The sequence below is a fragment of the Bradyrhizobium sp. HKCCYLRH3059 genome (genome assembly GCF_051168035.1).
GTDB lineage: Bacteria > Pseudomonadota > Alphaproteobacteria > Rhizobiales > Xanthobacteraceae > Bradyrhizobium.
In genome coordinates, this window is sequence record NZ_JBNPUF010000004.1 from 426086 (window position 1) to 445366 (window position 19281).

Below are 19281 nucleotides of genomic sequence, written 5' to 3' on the forward strand. Positions count from 1 at the left end.
TCAGTTCGGCCGCTTGCGCTTGTGCGCGAACGGATTGGCCTTCTCGCGCAGAGTGATGCGCACCGGCGTGCCGGGCAGCTCGAAGGTCTCGCGCATCGAGTTGGTGAGATAGCGCAAGTAGGATTGCGGGATCGCGTCGGCACGCGAGCAGAACAGCACGAAACTCGGCGGCCGCGCCTTGGTTTGGGTGATGTAGTTCAGCTTGAGCCGGCGGCCCGACACCGCCGGCGGCGGATTGTCGGCGATCGCCCCCTCGAACCAGCGGTTCAGCGCCGCCGTCGGCACGCGCCGGTTCCAGACCGCGTAGGCTTCGACGATCGCCTGCATCAGCCGGTCGATGCCCTCGCCCATCAGGCCCGACACCGCCACGATCGGCGCGCCCGCGACCTGCGGCAGCCAGTGGTCGGCATCGCGGCGGAGCATCGAGATCTGGCCGGGGTTGCCGTCCATCAGGTCCCATTTGTTGACGGCGATGACCAGGGCACGCCCCTCGCGCTCGATCAGGTCGGCGATGCGCAGATCCTGCTCCTCGAAGCGGTTCTGCGCATCCATCATCAGCACGACCACCTCGGCGAAGCGCACCGCGCGCAGCGCGTCCGCCACCGACAGCTTCTCCAGCTTCTCCTCGATGCGCGAGCGCCGGCGCAGACCTGCGGTGTCGAAGATGCGGAAGCCGCGGCCCTTCCACTCGATTTCGACCGCGATCGAATCGCGCGTCGTCCCGGCCTCGGGACTCGTGAGCAGCCGCTCCTCGCCGAGCAGATGGTTGATCAGGGTCGACTTGCCGGCGTTGGGACGGCCGACGATCGCGACCCGGATCGGCCTGTTGGCGCGCTCCTCGTCGGTCTCCTCGTGCTCGTCCTCCTCATCGTCCGTGGGCGGCACGAGCTTGCTGACGGCGTCATAGAGCTCGCCCATGCCCTCGCCGTGCTCGGCCGAGATCTGGATGGGATCACCGAGACCCAGCGCATACGACTCCATGGCGCCGAGCTCGCCATGCTTGCCCTCGCTCTTGTTGGCGAGCAGCAGCACCGGCTTGTCCGCGCGGCGGGCGAAATCGGCGAAGGCGCGGTCGGCGGGCGTCAGGCCGATGCGGGCATCGATGACGAAGAACAGCGCGTCGGCGAGCGCGATCGCGGTTTCCGTCTGCTCCTGCATGCGCGCGGTCAGCGAGCCCTTCGGCCCCTCGTCGAGGCCGGCGGTGTCGATGATCGTGAAGTTGAGATCGAACAGCTTCGCTTCGCCCTCGCGGCGGTCGCGCGTGACGCCCGGCATGTCGTCGACGAGCGCCAGCTTCTGCCCGACCAGACGGTTGAACAGGGTCGACTTGCCGACGTTGGGCCGGCCGATGATGGCGATGGTGAAGGGCATGATGATCCGTGCGCGTGAGCGCGCAGCTTTAGCGCATTCGGCCGCAAAACCGAACGGGCGATCCGCCGATTCGCAGGTGAGATTAACGGCTGAAGGAGCCGCTCGGCATCGGCGCCGGGAAGCCGCCGCCGGATCGCTGGGCCGCCGGCTGCTGCGCCGGGGCAGCATCATCCGGCGGTGGTGCCGTGGTGCGGCGGCGCACGATCTTCTTGGGCTTCGGTGCCGGCGGAACGGCGGCAGCGCCCTCCTCGACCGCGGCAGCCTCGCCATCCTGCGGATCGGCCGTCGTCGGGTTGCTCACGGCCGCCTGCCGCCGGCCCTTTTTACCCTTGGGCTCCTCCACCGGAGGCGCCGGCGGCGTAGCCGCCTGAGCGCCTGGGTCGGTCACCGGCTGCTGCTGGGCACCCTTGTAGAGTTCCTTCGGCACGCCCTGCTCGAGACCCGGCACGCCCTCCGGGAACACCGGCTTGCGGTCACCCGGCAGCTTCTTCTTGGTGTCCAGGAAGTCGAGCATGTCCGAGGGGTCGAAACTTCCCCCGCTCGCGCAGCCGCCCAGCACGCCGGAAAGCGCAACGAGGACCGTGAGGGCAATGACACGTTGGGGGCGGCGCATGATCGTCGTTCCAATCAACTCGGTTCGCCGTCGCGAGGTTCGCGATCAGCTCTTGGCGACTGCAGGCAATAGCGCCTGCAGCGCTTCGGCGCGCGAGCGCAGGCCCGGCGGGGTCTCACCATCCAGCGCAATCATGTCGAGCCATTGACGGGCCGCCGCGGCATCGTTGGCCTTCCACGCCGACAGCGCCAGCAATTCGCGGGCGGCGTGGCGGAACGGCGCGCCAGGCGCCGTTTCGCCTTCGAGGCGCTGCCTGAGGTCGGCGTAAGGCGCCGTATCGGCCAGCAGGCCTGCCGCGCGCAGCCGCGCCATCGACTGCGGCTCGGCCCCGATGCTGCGGTCCGCAGCAAGCTCGTCGTAGATCTTCACGGCAGCCGCCTTGTCGCGCATGGCGGCCTCGGCAGCCTGGTGGAAGCGGGCCAGCATGCGGTATCCCGATGGGGCCCTGGCCGCGACATCGGCAAAGGCCTTCTCCGCATCGGCATGCTTGTTCTGCTCGGAGAGTTCGAGGGCCTTGTTGAAGGCTGAGCCCGCCTCGGCCGCCTTCTGGCCTTCGAGATACTGGTAGCCGCGCCAGCCGCCGACGCCGGCGATGATCAGCACGGCAAGGGCGATGATAAAGATCGAGTAGCGGTCCCACAGCTTCTTGAGCTGTTCCCGACGGACCTCCTCATCTACTTCATCAATAAATTCAGACACCTAAGGACATCCCGTCAGGTTCGCTGCGAGCGCGCGCGCATGCGTTTGAAGTGCCGCGCGAGCGGCCCGTTGCCCGCGCGCCGGCGCCGATACCGCATCGGCATGGCGGTGGCAAGGCGAGTCCAGCCGAATCAAGGCGTTACTCCCCGGTTCTGCCACAGGGTCCGAACGCGGCTATCACGCCGTCAAGGCTTCGCGCAACTGCCGTTTCATCACCTTGCCGTTGGCGTTGCGCGGCAGGGGGTCCGCGGTCACGGTCAGGGTTTCCGGAACCTTGTAATCCGAGACCCGCTCGGCACACCAGCTGCGCAGCGCTTCGGCGCTCATCGGCTCGCGGGTCACGACCACCGCATGCACGCGCTCGCCGAGCACCGGACATGGCCGGGCGATGATCGCGCTCTCGACCACCGCCGGGTGGCTCGCCAGCACCGATTCGACCTCGGCCGAGTAGATCTTCAGCCCGCCGCGGTTGATCATGTCCTTCTGCCGGTCGAACACCCGGACGAAATTGTCGGCATCGACGGAGCCGAGGTCGCCGGAATGCCAATAGCCGGCGGTGAAGCTCTCGCCGGTGGCCTTGGGATTGTTCCAGTAGCCCTTGATGACCTGGCCGCCGCCGATCCAGATCTCGCCGATCTCACCGCGCGGCAGCTCCCGCCCCTGCCCGTCCATCACCAGGATGCTGGCGCCCGGACACGGCAGCCCGACGCTGTCGATATGGCGCGCGGTCAGATCCGAGGGCATCAACGTCGCCGGCGAGGTGGTCTCAGTCGAGCCATAGGCGTTGACCAGCCGGAGGCCAGGGATCTTGGCGGCCAGCCGCTCGATGGTGGCGACCGGCATCGGCGCGCCGCCGAAGCCGCCGATCCGCCAGCATGAGAGATCATGACTGTCGAAGTCGCGCTGCAACAGGCAGAGATTGTACATCGCGGGGACCATGACCGTGTAGGTCACGCGCTCGCGCGCGGCGAGCTTCAGATATTCGCCGGCCTTGAACTCCGGCATGATGATCAAGGTGCCGGCGCAGCGCGCCATGCTGGTGATGTTGGCGACGACGCCGGTGACATGGCCGAGCGGCACGGCGGCGATCGAGCGGTCGGCCCGCGTCAGCCCCAGGCAGGTCTCGTAGACCATCGAGGAGTGGATGATGTTGCAATGGGCGAGCATCGCGCCTTTCGGCCGGCCGGTGGTTCCGGAGGTGTAGAGGATCATCGCGGTGTCCTCTTCGGCCACCTCGACGTGATTTTCGTGCGCGGCATGATCGGCCAGCGCTGCAAAATCCGACCGCGCCGGACGATCGTCGACGGCAATGCGCCCCGCCAGCTCCGGCGTTTCCGCAGCGGCCGGCAACCGGTCCGCCAACGCAGCCTCGTGCAGCAGCAGCCGGGCGCCGCAATCCTTCAGCACATAGGCGATTTCCGGCGTCTGCTGTCGCGTCGACAGGAGCACCGTGATCAGCCCGAGCTTGGCTGCGGCAAACAACGTGAGCACGAATTCGATGCGGTTGCCGAGCAGCAGCGCCAGCCGGTCGCCCTTGCGCAAGCCCCTCGCCTGCAGCCCGCCGGCGATCCGCGCGGCGGTCGCGGCGACCTCGCGCCACGACAGCCGCACGGCCCCGCAGACCAGCGCCTCGCCGTCGCCGTTGCGCTCCACCGCTTCTTCGACCATGGCCCAGAGGTTCGCGGGCCGCTCCGTGAACAACGGAACCACGCGATCGCCGAAACGGGCTTCGCGCCGCATCGGCGGCGTTACATAGGTCGACCAGTCCATGGAGTTTCCCCGAGCTTGGCTTCTTGTCGTTGTTCGCCGCGACGCGGACCAGCCTGAAACATAACCAAGGGATGACGCGCTTGGCTATCTCCGCCAGCGCCGGAGATTCATCCCGTGACGCCGCGCGCACCACGACGCCAACGGGCCGATCAAGCGAGAGGCGCCCGTCAGGTCTTTGACTTCATTCCGTAGACATGTTCCGCCGCCGGAAACGCACGGGTACGCACGTCGGCCGCGTAGCGTTCGATCGCCTCGTCGATCGCCGGACCCAGATTGCCGTAGCGGCGGACGAATTTCGGCGCCCGCGGCGACAGGCCGAGCATGTCCTCCAAAACCAGCACCTGACCGTCGCAGGCGGCGCTGGCACCGATGCCGATGGTGGGGATCGCGATCTGCTGCGTGATCTTGCGCGCCAGCGGCTCGGCCACGGCCTCGATCACCACCGAGAACGCACCGGCCTGTGCGATCGCCGCAGCGTCGTTCTCGATCGCGGCCCAATCCGCCTCGTCGCGGCCCTGCGCCCGGAACGAGCCGAGCGTGTTGATCGATTGCGGCGTCAGGCCGACATGGCCCATCACCGGGATGCCGCGCTCGCTGAGGAAGGCGACCGTCTCGGCCATCCGCGCCCCGCCCTCGAGCTTGACCGCTCCGCATTGCGTCTCCTTGAGGATCCGCACCGCCGCATGAAACGCCTGCTCCTTCGTGGCCTCGTAGCAGCCGAACGGCATGTCGACCACCACCAGCGCCTGGCGCGAGCCGCGCATCACGGCGCAGCCCTGCAGGATCATCATCTCCAGGGTCACCGGCACGGTGGTCTCGAAGCCGTGCATCACATTCCCGAGGGAATCGCCGACCAGGATCACATCGCAATGGCGATCCACCAGCGCCGCGGTATGGGCGTGGTAGGACGTCAGCATCACGATCGGCTCGCCGCCCTTGCGGGCGCGAATCTCGGGAGCCGTCTTGCGGCGGACGGTCGATTGCACCGACATCGCTACCCCCCGATGACGGGAATGCCGAGCACGACAGGATGGAACGCGAAGGCCAGCGCGAGATAGACGACGATGCCGACCACCACCGCGATCACGTCATTGCCAACGCCGCCGACCGGGATCGGCGGGCCGCCGGCGTCGGCGCGGCGCTTCAGCGAGATGCGGTCGAACACCGCCCATGCCAGGATCGAGCCGAACAGGATGATGCCGCCGAGATCGCCATTGGCGAGCAGATGCCCGAACGCCCACAGCTTCACGCCGGCCAGCATCGGATGCTTCAGCACGGTGTAGATGCGGCCGCGGATGTAGGCGGCGACGATCATGATCACCGCCGGCAGCATCAAGGCGAGATTGATGTGCTTGAGCGCCTTCGGCGGCGTCCAGACCTGGATCCAGCCGCCGTCGTGGCGGTACGCGGCAAAACCCCAGACGATCAGGGCGAGGCCGGCAAGGGCCACGACAGTATAGACGAGCTTATACGTGCCCTCGCCCAGCCGCGCGATGACCTTCGCGCGCGCCTCGCGCCGGGTCGTGAACACATGGGCGCCGAGAAACAGCACCAGCCCCACCACCATCACCAGAAGTCCCACGGCGTCCCCCTTCGCTTGCACGCGACCTGTGCGTGGGCATCGGTATCATTTCCGGGGGCCGCCTCGCAACGTGGCGCATTTCAACGTCAGGCACTCCCGCCCGCTCGCCGTCGTTCCGGGCCGGCTCGAAAAGCCGAAGTGGCATGACGGGCTATGCGGTCGGGAGATGGAGCACAGCGGACGACGCCATCACCGTTCCGACGTGTTCTTCAGATCGCGATTCTCGACATAGCGGATCGCGATCGGCCGGCCGGCGAGCGCACCGCCGAGCCCCTTTGTGAACTTCAGCGGCAGGCAGCCGTCGAGCGAGGAATTGATCGTCTTCAGATAGGTCGCGCGCGTGTCGGCCGGGGCGCCTGATGTCGCGAAGGTCACGCGTGGCGGCGCGATCATCTCGCCGGTCCGCTTGAAGCTGAAGCGCACCGTCATCTGCATCCCGGCGCGGGCGCTGTCCTCCGGCGGCGGCGTCCAGCACGCGCGCAGCGCTGCGAACAGATCGCCGATCGTGTCGAGATCGTGATCCGGCTTCTGATATTTGGCTTCCTGATCCTTGGCGGGCCGGCTCTCGATCGTGAGTTGCAGGTTCTGGCCATAGGGATAGTTCATCTCGGGAATACACGGCCACGGCCCGAAGACGCTGCAGAACGACGGCGTGCACGGCTGCTCGTCGAGCACGCTGCACGGCGTGTGCGCGAACGGCACCGGATTGATCTGCTGGCGGCGCGCGTCGGCGGCGACCGGAGCGGCCACCATCAGCAGGAGGAGCACGACGACACGGAGCATGGGACTCTCGGGCTGGGATGGACTCCAAGCTGGATCCGATCGCAGAATTCGCAAGCTCAATCCCGTTCACGTCTGCGCGTTCGGCGCCGCGAACGGCTCTCGACCGTAACAGCGGAACTCGGCTAGAACACGGCAGGATGCGACAGCAGACGGACGCGACGATGAGCCGCCACAGCGAGACCGTGATCAACGTCATCAACCCGAACATGACGGCGACGATGACCGAATTGATCGCCAAGGCGGCCCAGGCCAGCGCAAGCCCGTCGACGCGGATCGTCGGCCGCACCGCGCGGTTCGGCGCCGCCTCGATCGAGGGCCATTACGACGAGGCGATTGCCGCGGTCGGCATGCTCAAGGAGGTCGAGGCCGGAGACGCAGAAGGCTGCCACGCCCATGTGATCGCCTGCTTCGGTGATCCCGGCCTGCTCGCCGCGCGCGAATTGTCGGCTGTGCCGGTGCTCGGCATCGCGGAAGCTGCGATGCATGCGGCGAGCTTCGTCGCCACCCATTTCAGCATCGTCACGACGCTGTCGCGCACCAAGGTGATCGCCGAGCACCTCGTGCGCAATTACGGCATGGAGCAGCATTGCCGCAGGGTGCGCGCCGTCGACGTTGCCGTGCTCGACCTCGACAAGCCCGAGGCCAATGTCCGCGGCACGCTGCTCGGCGAATGCCGGGCGGCGCTGCGCGAGGACGGTATCGGCGCCATCGTGCTCGGCTGCGCCGGCATGGCCGATCTCGCGCACGACCTCTCCACCGAGCTCGGAATTCCCGTGATCGACGGCGTCGCCGCAGCGGTGCGCTTCGCCGAGGCGCTGATCGGACTGGGGCTGAAGACGTCGAAGCACGGCGATCTCGCCTTCCCGCTGCCGAAGGCGCGGACGACGCTCTGACTTCAACCTGTAGCCCGGATGAGCGTAGCCTGCCCACCTGGGGAGTTCCGCAACGACCATCGACGCGCCACATTGGGATCAACCCATGGAGCCGTCGATGCCCGATCTGTCCGCCCTCTCCTCACTGTCCTCCGCGCTGGCCGCCGCTGTTGCCGCCGCAGCGCCATCACTGGTCTCGGTCCATTCGCACCGCTCGCGCGCCTCCGGCTTCGTCTGGAAGCCGGGCCTCGTCGTCACGGCGGACGAGACGCTTGCCGAGGAGGGCGAGATCGTGCTCGCCTTCGCCGACGGCACGACCCGCCCCGTCACGATCGCCGGGCGTGATCACACCACCGACATCGCCCTGCTCCGCTTCCAAGGCAAGGATGTCGCGGCCGCCTCGCTTGCCGGCGGCGTGCCGCCGCTCGGCGCTCTGGCCATCCTCGTCGCCGCCGATCAGGGCAAGCCGGCCGCGGCGTTGGCGATGGTCTCGCAATCGGCAGGCGCCTGGCGCAGCCTGCGCGGCGGCGACATCGATGCGCGCATCGAGCTCGACACCAGGCTGCGGCACAGCGCCGAAGGCGGTCTCGTGCTCGACGCTGCGGGCCACGCGATCGGCATGGCCGTGCGCGGCCCGCGCCGGACGCTCGTGATACCCGCGGCCACGATCGAACGGGTCGCCAGCAAGCTCGAGACGCATGGTCGCATCGCTCGCGGCTATCTCGGTGCCGGCCTGCAGCCGGTCCGGCTCGACGATGGACTCGGTGCGATGATCATGAGCCTCGACAAAAGCGGCCCGGCCGCGGCCGCCGGCCTGCGCCAGGGTGACGTCATCACCGCTCTCAACAAGGAGCCGTTCAGGGGCATGCGCGCGATGATGCGCGAACTCGGTCCGGACAGCGTCGGCGCCGTCGTCGAGGTCGCAGCGCTGCGTGCCGGCGAGCCGGTGCAGTTCGCCCTGACCATCGGCGAGAGGCCGGCGTGAGCGAGAAGGCGCGCGCGCCGATCAGGATCGCGATCGCGGTCGATGATGCCGAGCTGGCCGACCGGCTGGCGGCGCTGCTCGGCGATGTCACGGGCCTGACGCTGGTCGCGCCCGGCGAGAGCGCCGACGTCGCCGTCGCGCCGTTGCATGGCAGTGATGAGGCGCGCAGCGGCGACGACAGGATCGACGGCCAGGCGATCGATGATTTTCAGCTCACCGCCCGCGAGCGCGACGTCCTGGCGCTGATGGCCGAGGGCTGCTCCAACAAGGAGATCGCGCGCAGCCTCGGCATCTCCGTACATACGGCGAAGTTCCACGTCGGCTCGCTGCTCGACAAGCTCGATGCAACGGGCCGGACCGATGCGGTGGCGCATGCGGCGCGACGGGGAATCATCGAGCTGTGAGACCGCAGGCCGGCGCGGCGCGCTTCACGACCTCGCGGCGAGCTACTTCCGCAAGCCGCCCATCACGCGAGGCAGCAGCGCCGCGGCCAGCATGCGATAGCCCTCCGGGGTCAGATGCACACCGTCGACCTGATGCGGCAGGCCACGGAACATGCCGTTCTCGACCATCACGACCTTGATGCGGCGCTGCGCGGCCTTGGCCATGATGGCGCTGATGCTGCTGGCGCGCTGGTCGCCGACCCCTTTGCGGGCGTCGTTGCCGCCGGGCTGCAGCACCAGCACGCGGGTTGATCCATCGACCGCGCTGTCGAAGCGGGACAGCATCCCGGCGGTGGTATCACCGTTGATGCCGGCGTTGGCGACGCTGACCCGAACGCCCTTGCCGTGGAGCATGGCCTCGAGCTGGGCCGGAAAATCCTCGCCGCGATTGACGCCCTTGCCATAGGTGTTGCTGGCGCCCAGCGCGACCACCTCGGCGGCGTCTGCCGCTCCGATCGCCGCGAACGCCAAGCCACACGCAGCTAACAGTGCCACCATCTGGCGCCAGACAAGGCGGCCCAAAGATCCCGCTGGCATTTTCTTTTCCCCCCGCTTGGTGTGAGAGGAAGCGTAGCTCACCAGTCGTCTGGTGAAAAGCGCGCGGCGCTACGGGTCTCATCCCGCAGCATGCGCCAAGTCGACTGTGGAAGAGTCCTGTTTCTCTCTACGCGTCATTCCGGGGCGCCCGCAGGGCGAGCCCGGAATCCATTGAGCGACAGAACAAGGGGCAAAATGGATTCCGGGCTCATCGCTTCGCGATGCCCCGGAATGACCGGAGAGCAGCAGCGTCAGGCCTTCTTCTTCACGTCCTTGACGTTGGAGAACACGATGCCTTCGGCGCGTTCCTTGGTGTAGCCGAGATAGAACTCGTTCTTGGCCAGGAACACCGGATCGCCGTCGACGTCGTCGGCGACGCCGGAATTGTTGGCGGCGATGAACGCCTCGAGCTTCTTCTTGTCGTCGCACGAGATCCAGCGCGCCAGCGAGAACTCGGAGATCTCGAATTCGACCGGCAGCGAGTACTCGGCATCGAGCCGCGCCTTGAGCACGTCGAGCTGCAGCGGTCCCACCACGCCGACCAGCGCCGGCGCACCGTCACGCGGGCGGAACACCTGCACGACGCCCTCCTCCGACATCTGCTGCAAGGCTTCCTTCAGCTTCTTCGCCTTCATCGCATCGGTGAGGCGGACGCGGCGGACGATTTCCGGGGCAAAGCTCGGCACGCCGACGAAGGTGAGATCCTCGCCCTCGGTCAGGGTGTCGCCGATGCGCAAGCTGCCATGGTTGGGAATGCCGACGACGTCGCCGGCGAAAGCCTCGTCCGCCACCGAGCGGTCCTGGGCGAAGAAGAATTGCGGGCTCGACAGCGGCATGGTCTTGCCGGTGCGTACCAGCTTCGCCTTCATGCCGCGGTTGAGCTTGCCCGAGCACAGCCGCGCGAACGCGATGCGGTCGCGGTGGTTGGGGTCCATATTCGCCTGGATCTTGAACACGAAGGCGCTCATGCGCGGCTCGGCGGCCTCGACCTTGCGCAGGTTCGACTCCTGCGCGCGCGGCGACGGCGCGTAGCGGCCGAGGCCTTCGAGCAGATCGCCGACGCCGAAATTGCGCAGCGCGCTGCCGAAATAGACCGGCGTCAGGTGGCCCTCGCGGAATGCCTCCAGGTCGAACGGCTTGCAGGCTTCCTTGACCAGCTCCAGCTCGTCGGTGATCTGACTCATGTCGAGATTGGCGTTGATCTTGCCGAGCTCGGCGATGTCGATCTGCTGCGCCGCGCCGGTCTTGGCGCCGCCGCCTTCGAGCAGACGCACGCCGCCGTCGCGGATGTCATAGGTGCCGATGAAGTCGCGGCCGCGCCCCACGGGCCAGGTCATCGGCGTGGTGTCGAGCGCCAGCGTCTTCTCGATCTCGTCCAGGAGATCGAAGGTGTCGCGGCTCTCGCGGTCCATCTTGTTGATGAAGGTGATGATCGGGATGTCGCGGAGGCGGCAGACCTCGAACAGCTTGCGCGTGCGCGCCTCAATGCCCTTGGCGGCGTCGATCACCATGACGGCCGAGTCGACCGCGGTCAGCGTGCGATAGGTGTCTTCGGAAAAGTCCTCGTGGCCCGGCGTGTCCAGCAGGTTGAAGACGAGCCCTTCGAACTCGAAGGTCATCACCGAGGTGACGACCGAGATGCCGCGCTCGCGCTCGATCTTCATCCAGTCCGAGCGGGTGTTGCGGCGCTCGCCCTTGGCCTTGACCTGGCCGGCGAGGTTGATGGCGCCGCCGAACAGCAGCAGCTTCTCGGTCAGCGTCGTCTTGCCGGCGTCCGGGTGCGAGATGATGGCGAAGGTGCGCCGGCGCGCGACCTCGTCGGAGAGCGCGGAGCGGGACGGCTGTTCGGTCGTCAAACTTGTATCGGACATGAGGCGGCGGACGTCGTTTCGGGGCCAGAGAGCGGGCGATTTGATGGGAAAGGCGCGGGATCACGGCCGCCGCGCGCCCTCCATATAGGCGTTTTGCACCGCAACTCCAACCGGCGAGTTGTCCCCTCGCCCGCCCCGGATCAGTGCCGGAGCACCGACACCAGCCAGAACGTCAGCGCCGAGACGATGGCCGAGGCCGGAATCGTGAAGATCCAGGCATAGACGATCGATCCGGCCACGTTCCAGCGCACCGCCGAGGCACGGCGAGCGGCGCCGACGCCGACGATGGCGCCGGTGATGGTGTGGGTGGTCGACACCGGCACGCCGAGGAACGTCGCCAGGAACAGCGTGATGGCGCCGCCGGTCTCGGCGCAGAAGCCCTGCATCGGGTTGAGCTTGGTGATGCGCAGGCCCATGGTGCGGACGATGCGCCAGCCGCCCATCAGGGTGCCCAGCGCCATCGCGGCCTGGCACGACAGCACGACCCAGAACGGCACCGTGAACTGCTCGCCGAGATGGCCCTGCGAGTACAACAGCACGGCGATGATGCCCATCGTCTTCTGCGCGTCGTTGCCGCCATGGCCGAGCGAATAGAGCGAGGCCGAAGCGAATTGCAGGATGCGGAAGGCGCGGTCGACCGCGAACGGCGTCGAGCGCACCGAGGCCCAGGACACGATCGCGACCAGGATCATCGCCAGCACCAGCCCGACCAGCGGCGACAGCACGATCGCCAGCACGGTCTTGGACAGGCCGCTCCACACGGTGGCCGAGATGCCGGCCTTGGCGACCCCTGCCCCGACCAGCCCGCCGATCAGCGCATGCGAGCTCGACGACGGAATGCCGGCCGCCCAGGTGACCAGGTTCCAGACGATGGCGCCGACCAGCGCAGCGAAGATCACCTGCGCGTCGACGATCGCGGGATCGATGATGCCGGTGCCGATGGTCTGGGCGACGTGGAGGCCGAACACGCCGAACGCCACGAAGTTGAAGAATGCGGCCCAGAACACCGCATATTGCGGCCGCAGCACGCGGGTCGAAACGATGGTCGCGATCGAGTTGGCGGCGTCGTGCAGGCCGTTGAGGAAATCGAAGGCGAGTGCGACGGCGATGAGGCCGACCAGGATCGGAAGGCCGAGTTGAGCGTCCACGGCGCGGCCCTACCCTAGACCTGTTCGATCATGATCGAATTGATCTCGTTGGCGACGTCGTCGAAGCGGTCGGCGACCTTCTCCAGATGGTCATAGATCTCGGCGCCGACGATGAAATCCATCGTGTTGGCGTTGCGGTGCTTGAGGAACAGCTCCTTCAGCCCGATGTCGTGGAGATCGTCGACCCGTCCCTCGAGCTTGGTCATCTCCTCGGTGATCGCGGTGATCATCGGCACGTTCTGACCGATCGCCTGCAACAGCGGCAACGCCTTTCCGATCAGGTTGGCGCAGTCGACCAGCAAGGTGCCCATCTCGCGCATGGTCGGCTCGAACTCCTTGACCTCGAACAGCACCACGGCCTTGGCGGTCTGCTGCATCTGGTCGATGGCGTCGTCCATCGAGGTGATCAGGTTCTTGATGTCGCCGCGGTCGAATGGGGTGATGAAAGTGCGGCGGACAGCGGTCAGCACTTCGCGGGTGATGTTGTCGGCCTCGTTCTCGAGCTGGCTGACGCGCTGGCAATGCCTGAGGATGTCGTCGCCGCCCTGCAGCATGTCCTGCAGCGCATGGGCGCCTTGAATCACCACCTTGTTGTGGCGGGCGAACAAATCGAAAAACCGCTCCTCCCGCGGGAGGACGGCGCGAAACCAGTGCAGCATGGGACGAGATCCATCCATTCCGAAACGGGCCAGGGCCGGCCCGTCACAGAACTGTCATACTCCGGATCGCGCACCAGCAGAAGCGGTGGCCGGATCATCCACCGCTTTCTGCCCTTCCGATGATCTCTTTTCAGATCAATGACTTAGAGGGATCGCTTGAACAGATGGGCGATTTCCCCGACGACGCCGCGGCGGAAGGTGAGCACGCAGGCGACGAAGATCACGCCCTGGATCACCGTCACCCACTGGCCGAACCCGGACAGATATTGCTGCATGCCGACGATCACGAACGCGCCGACGACGGGGCCGAACACGGTGCCGAGCCCACCGACCAGGGTCATGAGCACGATCTGGCCGGACATCCCGACCTCGACGTCGGTCAGCGAGGCATTCTGGGCGACGAACACCTTCAGCGCACCGGCGAGGCCCGCCAGCGTCCCCGACAGGATGAAGGCGAGCAGCTTGTAATGGTCGGTCTTGTAGCCCAGCGAGATCGCGCGCTGCTCGTTCTCACGGATCGATTTCAGCACCTCGCCGAACGGCGAGTTGATGGTGCGGAAGATCAGCAGGAAGCCGGCGAGGAAGCCGACCAGCACGACGTAATAGAGCACCGTCGGCTTGGACAGGTCGAGGATGCCGAACATCCGGCCCTGCGGAATGCCCTGGATGCCGTCCTCGCCATGGGTGAACGGCGCCTGCAGATAGATGAAGTACAGGAGTTGCGACAGCGCCAGGGTGATCATCGCGAAATAGATGCCCTGGCGTCGGATCGAGATGTAGCCGGTGATCACCGACAGGACGAACGATCCGGCGACGCCCGTCAGGATGCCGAGCTCGGGCGGCAGCCCCCACACCTTCAGCGCGTGGGCACTGCAATAGCCGGCCGTTCCCAGGAACATCGCATGGCCGAACGACAGCAGGCCGCCATAGCCGATCAGGAGGTTGAAGGCGCAGGCCAGCAGCGCGAAGCACAGCGCCTGCATGACGAAGAACGGGTACAGCCCGGTCCACGGCACGATCGCCAGCAGCGCTGTCATGATGACGAACACGATCATCTCATCGCGCATCGCGCGCGGGGTGATCGGCAGGGTTGCGTCGGTGATGGATGTCATGTCAGGCCGCTCGTCCGGTCAGACCCGTCGGCTTCACCAGCAGCACCAGGACCATCAGAACGAAGACCACGGTGTTGGAAGCCTCGGGATAGAAATATTTGGTCAGTCCCTCAATCACGCCGAGCAGGAAGCCGGTGATGATCGAGCCCATGATCGAACCCATGCCGCCGATCACGACCACCGCGAACACCACGATGATGATGTGCTCGCCCATCAGCGGCCGCACCTGGTTGATCGGCGCCGACAACACGCCGGCCAGCGCCGCGAGCCCGACGCCGAGGCCGTAGGTCAGCGTGATCATGCGCGGCACGTTGATGCCGAACGCCCGCACCAATGTCGGATTCTCGGTGGCCGCGCGCAGGTAGGCGCCGAGCCGGGTCCGCTCGATCAGGAACCAGGTCGCCAGACAGACGACCAGGGAGAATATGACGACCCAGCCGCGATAGACCGGCAGATACATGAAGCCGAGGTTCATGCCGCCGCGGAGCTGATCCGGGATCGCATAAGGCAGGCCGGACGAGCCGAAGAAGTTCTGGAACACGCCCTGGATGATCAGCGCCAGTCCGAACGTCAGCAGCAGTCCGTAGAGATGGTCGAGCCCGGCAATCCATTGCAGCATGGTGCGCTCGAGGACCATGCCGAAGATGCCGACGATGATCGGCGCCAGCAGCAGCGCCCACCAATAATTGATGCCGCCGAGGTTCAGCAGGAAATAGGCGCAGAACGCGCCCATCATGTAGAGCGCGCCATGGGCGAAATTGATGATGTTGAGCATGCCGAAGATGACGGCAAGCCCGAGACTGAGCAGCGCGTAGAACGAGCCGTTGATCAGTCCGACCAGGAGCTGTGCGTAGAGGGCCTGCATCGTCTTGTTTCTGTTTTCTCTCGGCGTTTCCCAGAAGATGGCGGCCCCGGCGACGTTCAGCCGCCGGAGCCACAGCGGTTCATTTCTTCAACAAGGCGCACGCGCTCTTGTCGAGCGGCGTGAAGGCCTGGTCGCCCGGTACCGAGCCGACCAGCTTGTAGAGATCCCACGGGCCCTTGGACTCCGAGGGCTTCTTGACCTCGAACAGATAGGCGGTGTGGATGGTGCGGCCGTTCGGCTGGATCTCGCCCTTGCCGAACAGCGCATCGTCGGTCGGGATCGACTTCATCTTGTCGACGATCTTGACGCCGTCATGCGGGTTCTCGCCGAGCGCCTCCAGCGCCTTGAAGTAATGCATCAAGCCGGCATAGACGCCCGCCTGCACCATGGTCGGCGGCGCGCCGTTCTTCATGCGCTTGGCGAAGCGCTCGGAGAAGACGCGGGTCTGGTCGTTCATGTCCCAGTAGAAGGTCTCGGTGAAGTTGAGGCCCTGCGCGATGTCGAGCCCGATCGACTTGACGTCGGTCAGGAACAACAGCAGCGCGGCAAGCTTCTGGCCGCCCTTATTGATGCCGAACTCAGCCGCCTGCTTGATCGTATTGGTGGTATCGCCGCCGGCATTGGCGAGGCCGATGACCTTGGCGTTCGACGACTGCGCCTGCAGCAGGAAGGAGGAGAAGTCGGAGGTGTTGAGCGGATGCTTGACGCCGCCGATCACCTTGCCGCCATTGGCGGTCACGACCGCCGTGGTGTCGCGCTCCAGCGCGGCGCCGAAGGCGTAGTCTGCCGTCAGGAAGAACCAGGTCGAGCCGCCCGCCTTGACCAGCGCCTGGCCGGTGGTGTGCGCGAGCATGTAGGTGTCGTAGGTCCAGTGCACCGTGTTGGGCGAGCACTGCGCGTTGGTGAGATCCGAGGTCGCAGCGCCCGAATTGATGTAGACGCCGTTCTTTTCCTTGACGACGTTGTTCACCGCCAGCGCCACGCCCGAGTTCGGCACGTCGACGATGACGTCGACCTTGTCGACGTCGAACCACTGGCGCGCGATCGAGGTGCCAATATCCGGCTTGTTCTGGTGATCGCCGGAGATGACGTCGATCTTCCAGCCCTTCGCGGTGAGGCCGGAATCCTCGATCGCCATCTGCGCTGCGAGTGTCGAGCCGGGACCGCCGAGATCGGCATAAAGACCCGACTGATCGGACAGCGCGCCGATCTTGACGGTCTTGTCGCCGGCCGAAGCGACGCTGCCAGCGGCGAGAGTGAGTGCCGTTCCCAGCAGCAGCGACGCGATGAATTTGCTCTTCATTTCCAACTTCCAGAACTTTCCAAGAAAACTGCCAAGAGAACTGCCAAGAGATTCTACCAAGAAAACCGCGAGAAAACCGCGGAAGGAACTGCCAGGTCAGCGCCGCTGGCGCTGGTCAGACGCCGAGATAAGTATGCAGCTTGTCCATGTTGGCCGACAGATCGGCATTGGCGAAGCCGTCGATGACCTTGCCGTGCTCGACGACGTAGTAGCGATCAGCGACCGTCGAGGCGAAACGGAAGTTCTGCTCGACGAGGAGAATCGTGAAGCCTTCCTTCTTCAGCCGCGCGATGGTGTGGCCGATCTGCTGGATGATGACGGGCGCGAGACCCTCGGTCGGCTCGTCCAGCATCAGGAAGCTGGCACCGGTGCGCAGGATGCGCGCGATCGCCAGCATCTGCTGCTCGCCGCCGGAAAGCTTGGTGCCCTGGCTCTTCAGCCGCTCCTTCAGATTCGGAAACAGCTCGAAGATCTGGTCGAGCGTCAGGCCGCCCGGCCGCACAACCGGCGGCAGCAGCAGGTTCTCGCGGACATCGAGGCTCGCGAAGATGCCGCGCTCCTCCGGGCACAGCGCGATGCCGAGCCGCGCGATCTTGTCGGAGGTCATGCGGATCAGCTGCTGGCCGTTGAACTGAACCGAGCCGGTGCGCTTGCCGATGATCCCCATGATCGATTTCAGGGTCGTGGTCTTGCCGGCGCCGTTGCGCCCGAGCAGGGTGACGACCTCGCCGGCATTCACGTTGAAGTTCATGCCGTGGAGAATGTGGGACTCGCCGTACCAGCTCTCGAGGTTGTTGACGTCGAGAATGGTGCTGGTCGCAGCCGCCTGCCCTGGCTTCGTGGCCGTCATCACCTCAGGCATGTCCGGCTCCCAGATAGGCTTCCTTGACGCGCTCATCCTTGGAGAGCTCAGAATACGGCCCTTCCGTCAGCACCTGCCCGCGCGTCAGCACGGTGATGGTGTCGGAGAGGTTGGCGACGACGCTGAGATTATGCTCGACCATCAGGATCGTGTATTTGGCGGAGATGCGCTTGATCAGCGCGGCGATCTTGTCGATGTCCTCGTGGCCCATGCCGGCCATCGGCTCGTCCAGCAGCATCATCTCCGGATCGAGCGCCAGCGTGGTCGCGATCTCCAGCGCGCGCTTGCGCCCATAGGGCATTTCGACTGCCGGAATATTGGCGAACTCGCTGAGGCCGACGTCGTCGAGCAGCTCGAGCGCCCGGCTGTTGAAGCGGTTCAGAACGCTCTTGGAGCGCCAGAAATCGAACGACGAGCCATGCTGGCGCTGCAGGGCGACGCGGACGTTCTCCAGCGCCGTCATATGCGGAAACACCGCCGAGATCTGGAACGAGCGGACCAGGCCGAGCCGTGCCACGTCGGCCGGCGCGGTCGCCGTAATATCCTGACCCTTATAGAGAATCTTGCCGGCCGACGGCGTCAGGAACTTCGTCAGCAGGTTGAAGCACGTGGTCTTGCCGGCCCCGTTCGGGCCGATCAGCGCGTGAATGGTGCCCCGGCGGATCTTGAGCGAAACATCGCGAACGGCAAAAAATCCCGCGAATTCCTTCGTCAATCCGTGGGTCTCGAGAATGAACTCGTCAGCCAAAGATTCCCCCCAAGCCGGCGCCGTCAGCGCCTGGCCCTCGCTTCTTCCTGTACGGCGGCTCTGCCGGACGGCTGGACGATTCCTCGTCGCCACCCGCGACCGCTTCGCGCCGGAATATGCCGTCAATCGAGGGAGTTAGGCAAGGCGGAAAGCTGGGCAACGACGTCGCAAGGCGGCCGGCGGACCTTGCGTTGAAATCGGCCGGTATTTCCCGCTGACATAGAAAATCATACCACCGGCATTTTCCTGCACGCGCGCGGCGATCGCGGCTCCAACTACTTCGCAGCCTTCACGTCCTTTGCGTAGAGATCCGGCTTGAAGCCCACCACGCGGCGGCCGCCGAGATCGAGCACCGGGCGTTTGATCATCGAAGGCTGCGCCAGCATGAGCGCGATCGCCTTGCTCTCGGTGAGTCCGTTCTTGTCCGCGTCGGGCAACTTCTTGAACGTCGTCCCGGCGCGATTGAGCAGCACCTCCCAGCCGAGCTCGTCGCTCCATGCCTTGAGTTTAGCCTTGTCGATTCCGGCGGTCTTGTAGTCGTGGAATTCGTAAGCGACGCCGTGATCGTCGAGCCAGGCGCGCGCCTTCTTCATCGTGTCGCAGTTCTTGATTCCGTAGATCGTGATGCTCATGCCACGCGTCCTCAAACAATCGTGTCCGACCGCGGCGGATGTCCCGCGTTGCGACAATCGGCCGTGCATTTTGCAGCGGGATTCACCCGCTTTTGATGCAGCGACGCCGCGCGTTCCGCGGTCGGAATTCACTCCGACCTTTGCCACGAAACTGTCGGCTGAGCATTACATTTTCTTCGCATCCCCGGCGTATCTGGCCCACGAACAGGAGACCGCGAATGGGCAAGATCATGGTCCGTTGTCCGCAGACCGGCCGCAGCATCGAGACAGGGATGGAAATGGACGCCGCGCGCTTTCAGCGCATGCCCGTGTTCTTCTCGCGCGCATACTGCCCGCACTGCCGCATCTACCATGAATGGTTCGCCGCCCATGCCTGGGTCGAGGAGACGCGCGAGCGCATTGCACTGGCGTGACCGCACAAGATAA

21 protein-coding genes are annotated in these 19281 nt (G+C 65.9%); 4 read left to right on the top strand and 17 right to left on the bottom strand.

The window, feature by feature from the left end; all coding sequences use genetic code 11:
- From der to ACQR13_RS15900, 7 genes are all read right to left on the bottom strand, one after another.
- Window positions 1-1371, bottom strand: a complete 1371-nt coding sequence (der, locus tag ACQR13_RS15870; RefSeq protein ID WP_315749914.1) for a ribosome biogenesis GTPase Der — start codon at window positions 1369-1371, stop codon at window positions 1-3.
- 82 nt (window positions 1372-1453) lie between these two features.
- The gene (locus ACQR13_RS15875) at window positions 1454-1984 is read right to left on the bottom strand and encodes a hypothetical protein (RefSeq protein WP_315749912.1); all 531 of its coding nucleotides are present in this window, start codon (window positions 1982-1984) and stop codon (window positions 1454-1456) included.
- Between the two features lie 45 nt (window positions 1985-2029).
- Window positions 2030-2683 (bottom strand): tetratricopeptide repeat protein, encoded by a 654-nt coding sequence (locus tag ACQR13_RS15880; RefSeq protein ID WP_315749910.1) that lies wholly within the window; start codon window positions 2681-2683, stop codon window positions 2030-2032.
- Between the two features lie 177 nt (window positions 2684-2860).
- Window positions 2861-4453, bottom strand: a complete 1593-nt coding sequence (locus ACQR13_RS15885; RefSeq protein WP_315749909.1) for a class I adenylate-forming enzyme family protein — start codon at window positions 4451-4453, stop codon at window positions 2861-2863.
- Between the two features lie 167 nt (window positions 4454-4620).
- Window positions 4621-5445 carry a 3-methyl-2-oxobutanoate hydroxymethyltransferase gene (gene panB, locus ACQR13_RS15890; protein ID WP_315749907.1) on the bottom strand — a complete coding sequence of 275 codons (825 nt, stop codon included), beginning with the start codon at window positions 5443-5445 and terminating at the stop codon, window positions 4621-4623.
- A gap of 2 nt (window positions 5446-5447) precedes the next feature.
- Window positions 5448-6035, bottom strand: a complete 588-nt coding sequence (locus ACQR13_RS15895; RefSeq protein WP_315712484.1) for an NnrU family protein — start codon at window positions 6033-6035, stop codon at window positions 5448-5450.
- A gap of 189 nt (window positions 6036-6224) precedes the next feature.
- On the bottom strand, window positions 6225-6818 hold the full coding sequence (locus ACQR13_RS15900) for a hypothetical protein (RefSeq protein ID WP_315749905.1): 594 nt from the start codon (window positions 6816-6818) through the stop codon (window positions 6225-6227).
- A gap of 161 nt (window positions 6819-6979) precedes the next feature.
- Here ACQR13_RS15900 and ACQR13_RS15905 point away from each other — a divergent pair, with 161 nt between their 5' ends.
- The 3 genes from ACQR13_RS15905 to ACQR13_RS15915 all read left to right on the top strand — a co-directional run bounded on the left by ACQR13_RS15905 (window position 6980) and on the right by ACQR13_RS15915 (window position 9079).
- Window positions 6980-7711 carry an aspartate/glutamate racemase family protein gene (locus ACQR13_RS15905; protein WP_315712486.1) on the top strand — a complete coding sequence of 244 codons (732 nt, stop codon included), beginning with the start codon at window positions 6980-6982 and terminating at the stop codon, window positions 7709-7711.
- 97 nt (window positions 7712-7808) lie between these two features.
- On the top strand, window positions 7809-8675 hold the full coding sequence (locus ACQR13_RS15910) for a S1C family serine protease (RefSeq protein ID WP_315749904.1): 867 nt from the start codon (window positions 7809-7811) through the stop codon (window positions 8673-8675).
- Window positions 8672-9079 carry a response regulator transcription factor gene (locus tag ACQR13_RS15915; protein ID WP_315749903.1) on the top strand — a complete coding sequence of 136 codons (408 nt, stop codon included), beginning with the start codon at window positions 8672-8674 and terminating at the stop codon, window positions 9077-9079. The genes ACQR13_RS15910 and ACQR13_RS15915 overlap by 4 nt, the downstream gene beginning before the upstream one ends.
- A gap of 42 nt (window positions 9080-9121) precedes the next feature.
- On the opposite strand, the gene ACQR13_RS15920 is transcribed toward ACQR13_RS15915, so the two are convergent.
- From ACQR13_RS15920 to ACQR13_RS15965, 10 genes are all read right to left on the bottom strand, one after another.
- On the bottom strand, window positions 9122-9655 hold the full coding sequence (locus ACQR13_RS15920; RefSeq protein WP_434862972.1) for a GDSL-type esterase/lipase family protein: 534 nt from the start codon (window positions 9653-9655) through the stop codon (window positions 9122-9124).
- 251 nt (window positions 9656-9906) lie between these two features.
- On the bottom strand, window positions 9907-11526 hold the full coding sequence (locus ACQR13_RS15925) for a peptide chain release factor 3 (protein ID WP_434862973.1): 1620 nt from the start codon (window positions 11524-11526) through the stop codon (window positions 9907-9909).
- Between the two features lie 140 nt (window positions 11527-11666).
- On the bottom strand, window positions 11667-12674 hold the full coding sequence (locus ACQR13_RS15930; RefSeq protein ID WP_315712493.1) for an inorganic phosphate transporter: 1008 nt from the start codon (window positions 12672-12674) through the stop codon (window positions 11667-11669).
- A gap of 14 nt (window positions 12675-12688) precedes the next feature.
- On the bottom strand, window positions 12689-13333 hold the full coding sequence (locus ACQR13_RS15935; protein ID WP_315712494.1) for a DUF47 domain-containing protein: 645 nt from the start codon (window positions 13331-13333) through the stop codon (window positions 12689-12691).
- 143 nt (window positions 13334-13476) lie between these two features.
- Window positions 13477-14445, bottom strand: coding sequence for a branched-chain amino acid ABC transporter permease (locus ACQR13_RS15940; RefSeq protein ID WP_315712495.1), 969 nt, complete (start codon window positions 14443-14445; stop codon window positions 13477-13479).
- Window position 14446: 1 nt separating this feature from the next.
- Complete coding sequence (locus ACQR13_RS15945) at window positions 14447-15310, bottom strand: branched-chain amino acid ABC transporter permease (RefSeq protein WP_315712496.1); 864 nt, start codon at window positions 15308-15310, stop codon at window positions 14447-14449.
- A 79-nt stretch (window positions 15311-15389) separates the two neighbouring features.
- Window positions 15390-16613: an ABC transporter substrate-binding protein gene (locus ACQR13_RS15950; RefSeq protein ID WP_315712497.1), complete on the bottom strand. Its 1224-nt coding sequence runs from the start codon at window positions 16611-16613 to the stop codon at window positions 15390-15392.
- Window positions 16614-16728: 115 nt separating this feature from the next.
- Window positions 16729-17475: an ABC transporter ATP-binding protein gene (locus ACQR13_RS15955; protein ID WP_315712498.1), complete on the bottom strand. Its 747-nt coding sequence runs from the start codon at window positions 17473-17475 to the stop codon at window positions 16729-16731.
- Window positions 17468-18223 carry an ABC transporter ATP-binding protein gene (locus ACQR13_RS15960; RefSeq protein ID WP_315712499.1) on the bottom strand — a complete coding sequence of 252 codons (756 nt, stop codon included), beginning with the start codon at window positions 18221-18223 and terminating at the stop codon, window positions 17468-17470. Before ACQR13_RS15960 ends, ACQR13_RS15955 begins: the two co-directional genes overlap by 8 nt.
- Before the next feature lie 275 nt (window positions 18224-18498).
- Entirely contained in the window at window positions 18499-18855 is a 357-nt protein-coding gene (locus tag ACQR13_RS15965; protein ID WP_315712500.1) for an ArsC family reductase, read from the bottom strand.
- Between the two features lie 218 nt (window positions 18856-19073).
- Here ACQR13_RS15965 and ACQR13_RS15970 point away from each other — a divergent pair, with 218 nt between their 5' ends.
- Complete coding sequence (locus ACQR13_RS15970; RefSeq protein WP_315712501.1) at window positions 19074-19268, top strand: hypothetical protein; 195 nt, start codon at window positions 19074-19076, stop codon at window positions 19266-19268.
- Window positions 19269-19281: the final 13 nt, after the last annotated feature.

Bases quoted from the DNA above. Each gene is read 5' to 3' on its own strand.
- ACQR13_RS15945 (WP_315712496.1), bottom strand. From the start codon at position 15,310: ATGCAGGCCCTCTACGCACAGCTCCTGGTCGGACTGATCAACGGCTCG.
- ACQR13_RS15965 (WP_315712500.1), bottom strand. From the start codon at position 18,855: ATGAGCATCACGATCTACGGAATCAAGAACTGCGACACGATGAAGAAG.
- ACQR13_RS15900 (WP_315749905.1), bottom strand. From the start codon at position 6,818: ATGCTCCGTGTCGTCGTGCTCCTCCTGCTGATGGTGGCCGCTCCGGTC.
- ACQR13_RS15920 (WP_434862972.1), bottom strand. From the start codon at position 9,655: ATGCCAGCGGGATCTTTGGGCCGCCTTGTCTGGCGCCAGATGGTGGCA.
- ACQR13_RS15950 (WP_315712497.1), bottom strand. From the start codon at position 16,613: ATGAAGAGCAAATTCATCGCGTCGCTGCTGCTGGGAACGGCACTCACT.
- ACQR13_RS15935 (WP_315712494.1), bottom strand. From the start codon at position 13,333: ATGCTGCACTGGTTTCGCGCCGTCCTCCCGCGGGAGGAGCGGTTTTTC.
- ACQR13_RS15875 (WP_315749912.1), bottom strand. From the start codon at position 1,984: ATGCGCCGCCCCCAACGTGTCATTGCCCTCACGGTCCTCGTTGCGCTT.
- ACQR13_RS15970 (WP_315712501.1), top strand. From the start codon at position 19,074: ATGGGCAAGATCATGGTCCGTTGTCCGCAGACCGGCCGCAGCATCGAG.
- ACQR13_RS15905 (WP_315712486.1), top strand. From the start codon at position 6,980: ATGAGCCGCCACAGCGAGACCGTGATCAACGTCATCAACCCGAACATG.
- ACQR13_RS15925 (WP_434862973.1), bottom strand. From the start codon at position 11,526: ATGTCCGATACAAGTTTGACGACCGAACAGCCGTCCCGCTCCGCGCTC.
- ACQR13_RS15885 (WP_315749909.1), bottom strand. From the start codon at position 4,453: ATGGACTGGTCGACCTATGTAACGCCGCCGATGCGGCGCGAAGCCCGT.
- panB (WP_315749907.1), bottom strand. From the start codon at position 5,445: ATGTCGGTGCAATCGACCGTCCGCCGCAAGACGGCTCCCGAGATTCGC.
- ACQR13_RS15955 (WP_315712498.1), bottom strand. From the start codon at position 17,475: ATGCCTGAGGTGATGACGGCCACGAAGCCAGGGCAGGCGGCTGCGACC.
- ACQR13_RS15940 (WP_315712495.1), bottom strand. From the start codon at position 14,445: ATGACATCCATCACCGACGCAACCCTGCCGATCACCCCGCGCGCGATG.
- der (WP_315749914.1), bottom strand. From the start codon at position 1,371: ATGCCCTTCACCATCGCCATCATCGGCCGGCCCAACGTCGGCAAGTCG.
- ACQR13_RS15910 (WP_315749904.1), top strand. From the start codon at position 7,809: ATGCCCGATCTGTCCGCCCTCTCCTCACTGTCCTCCGCGCTGGCCGCC.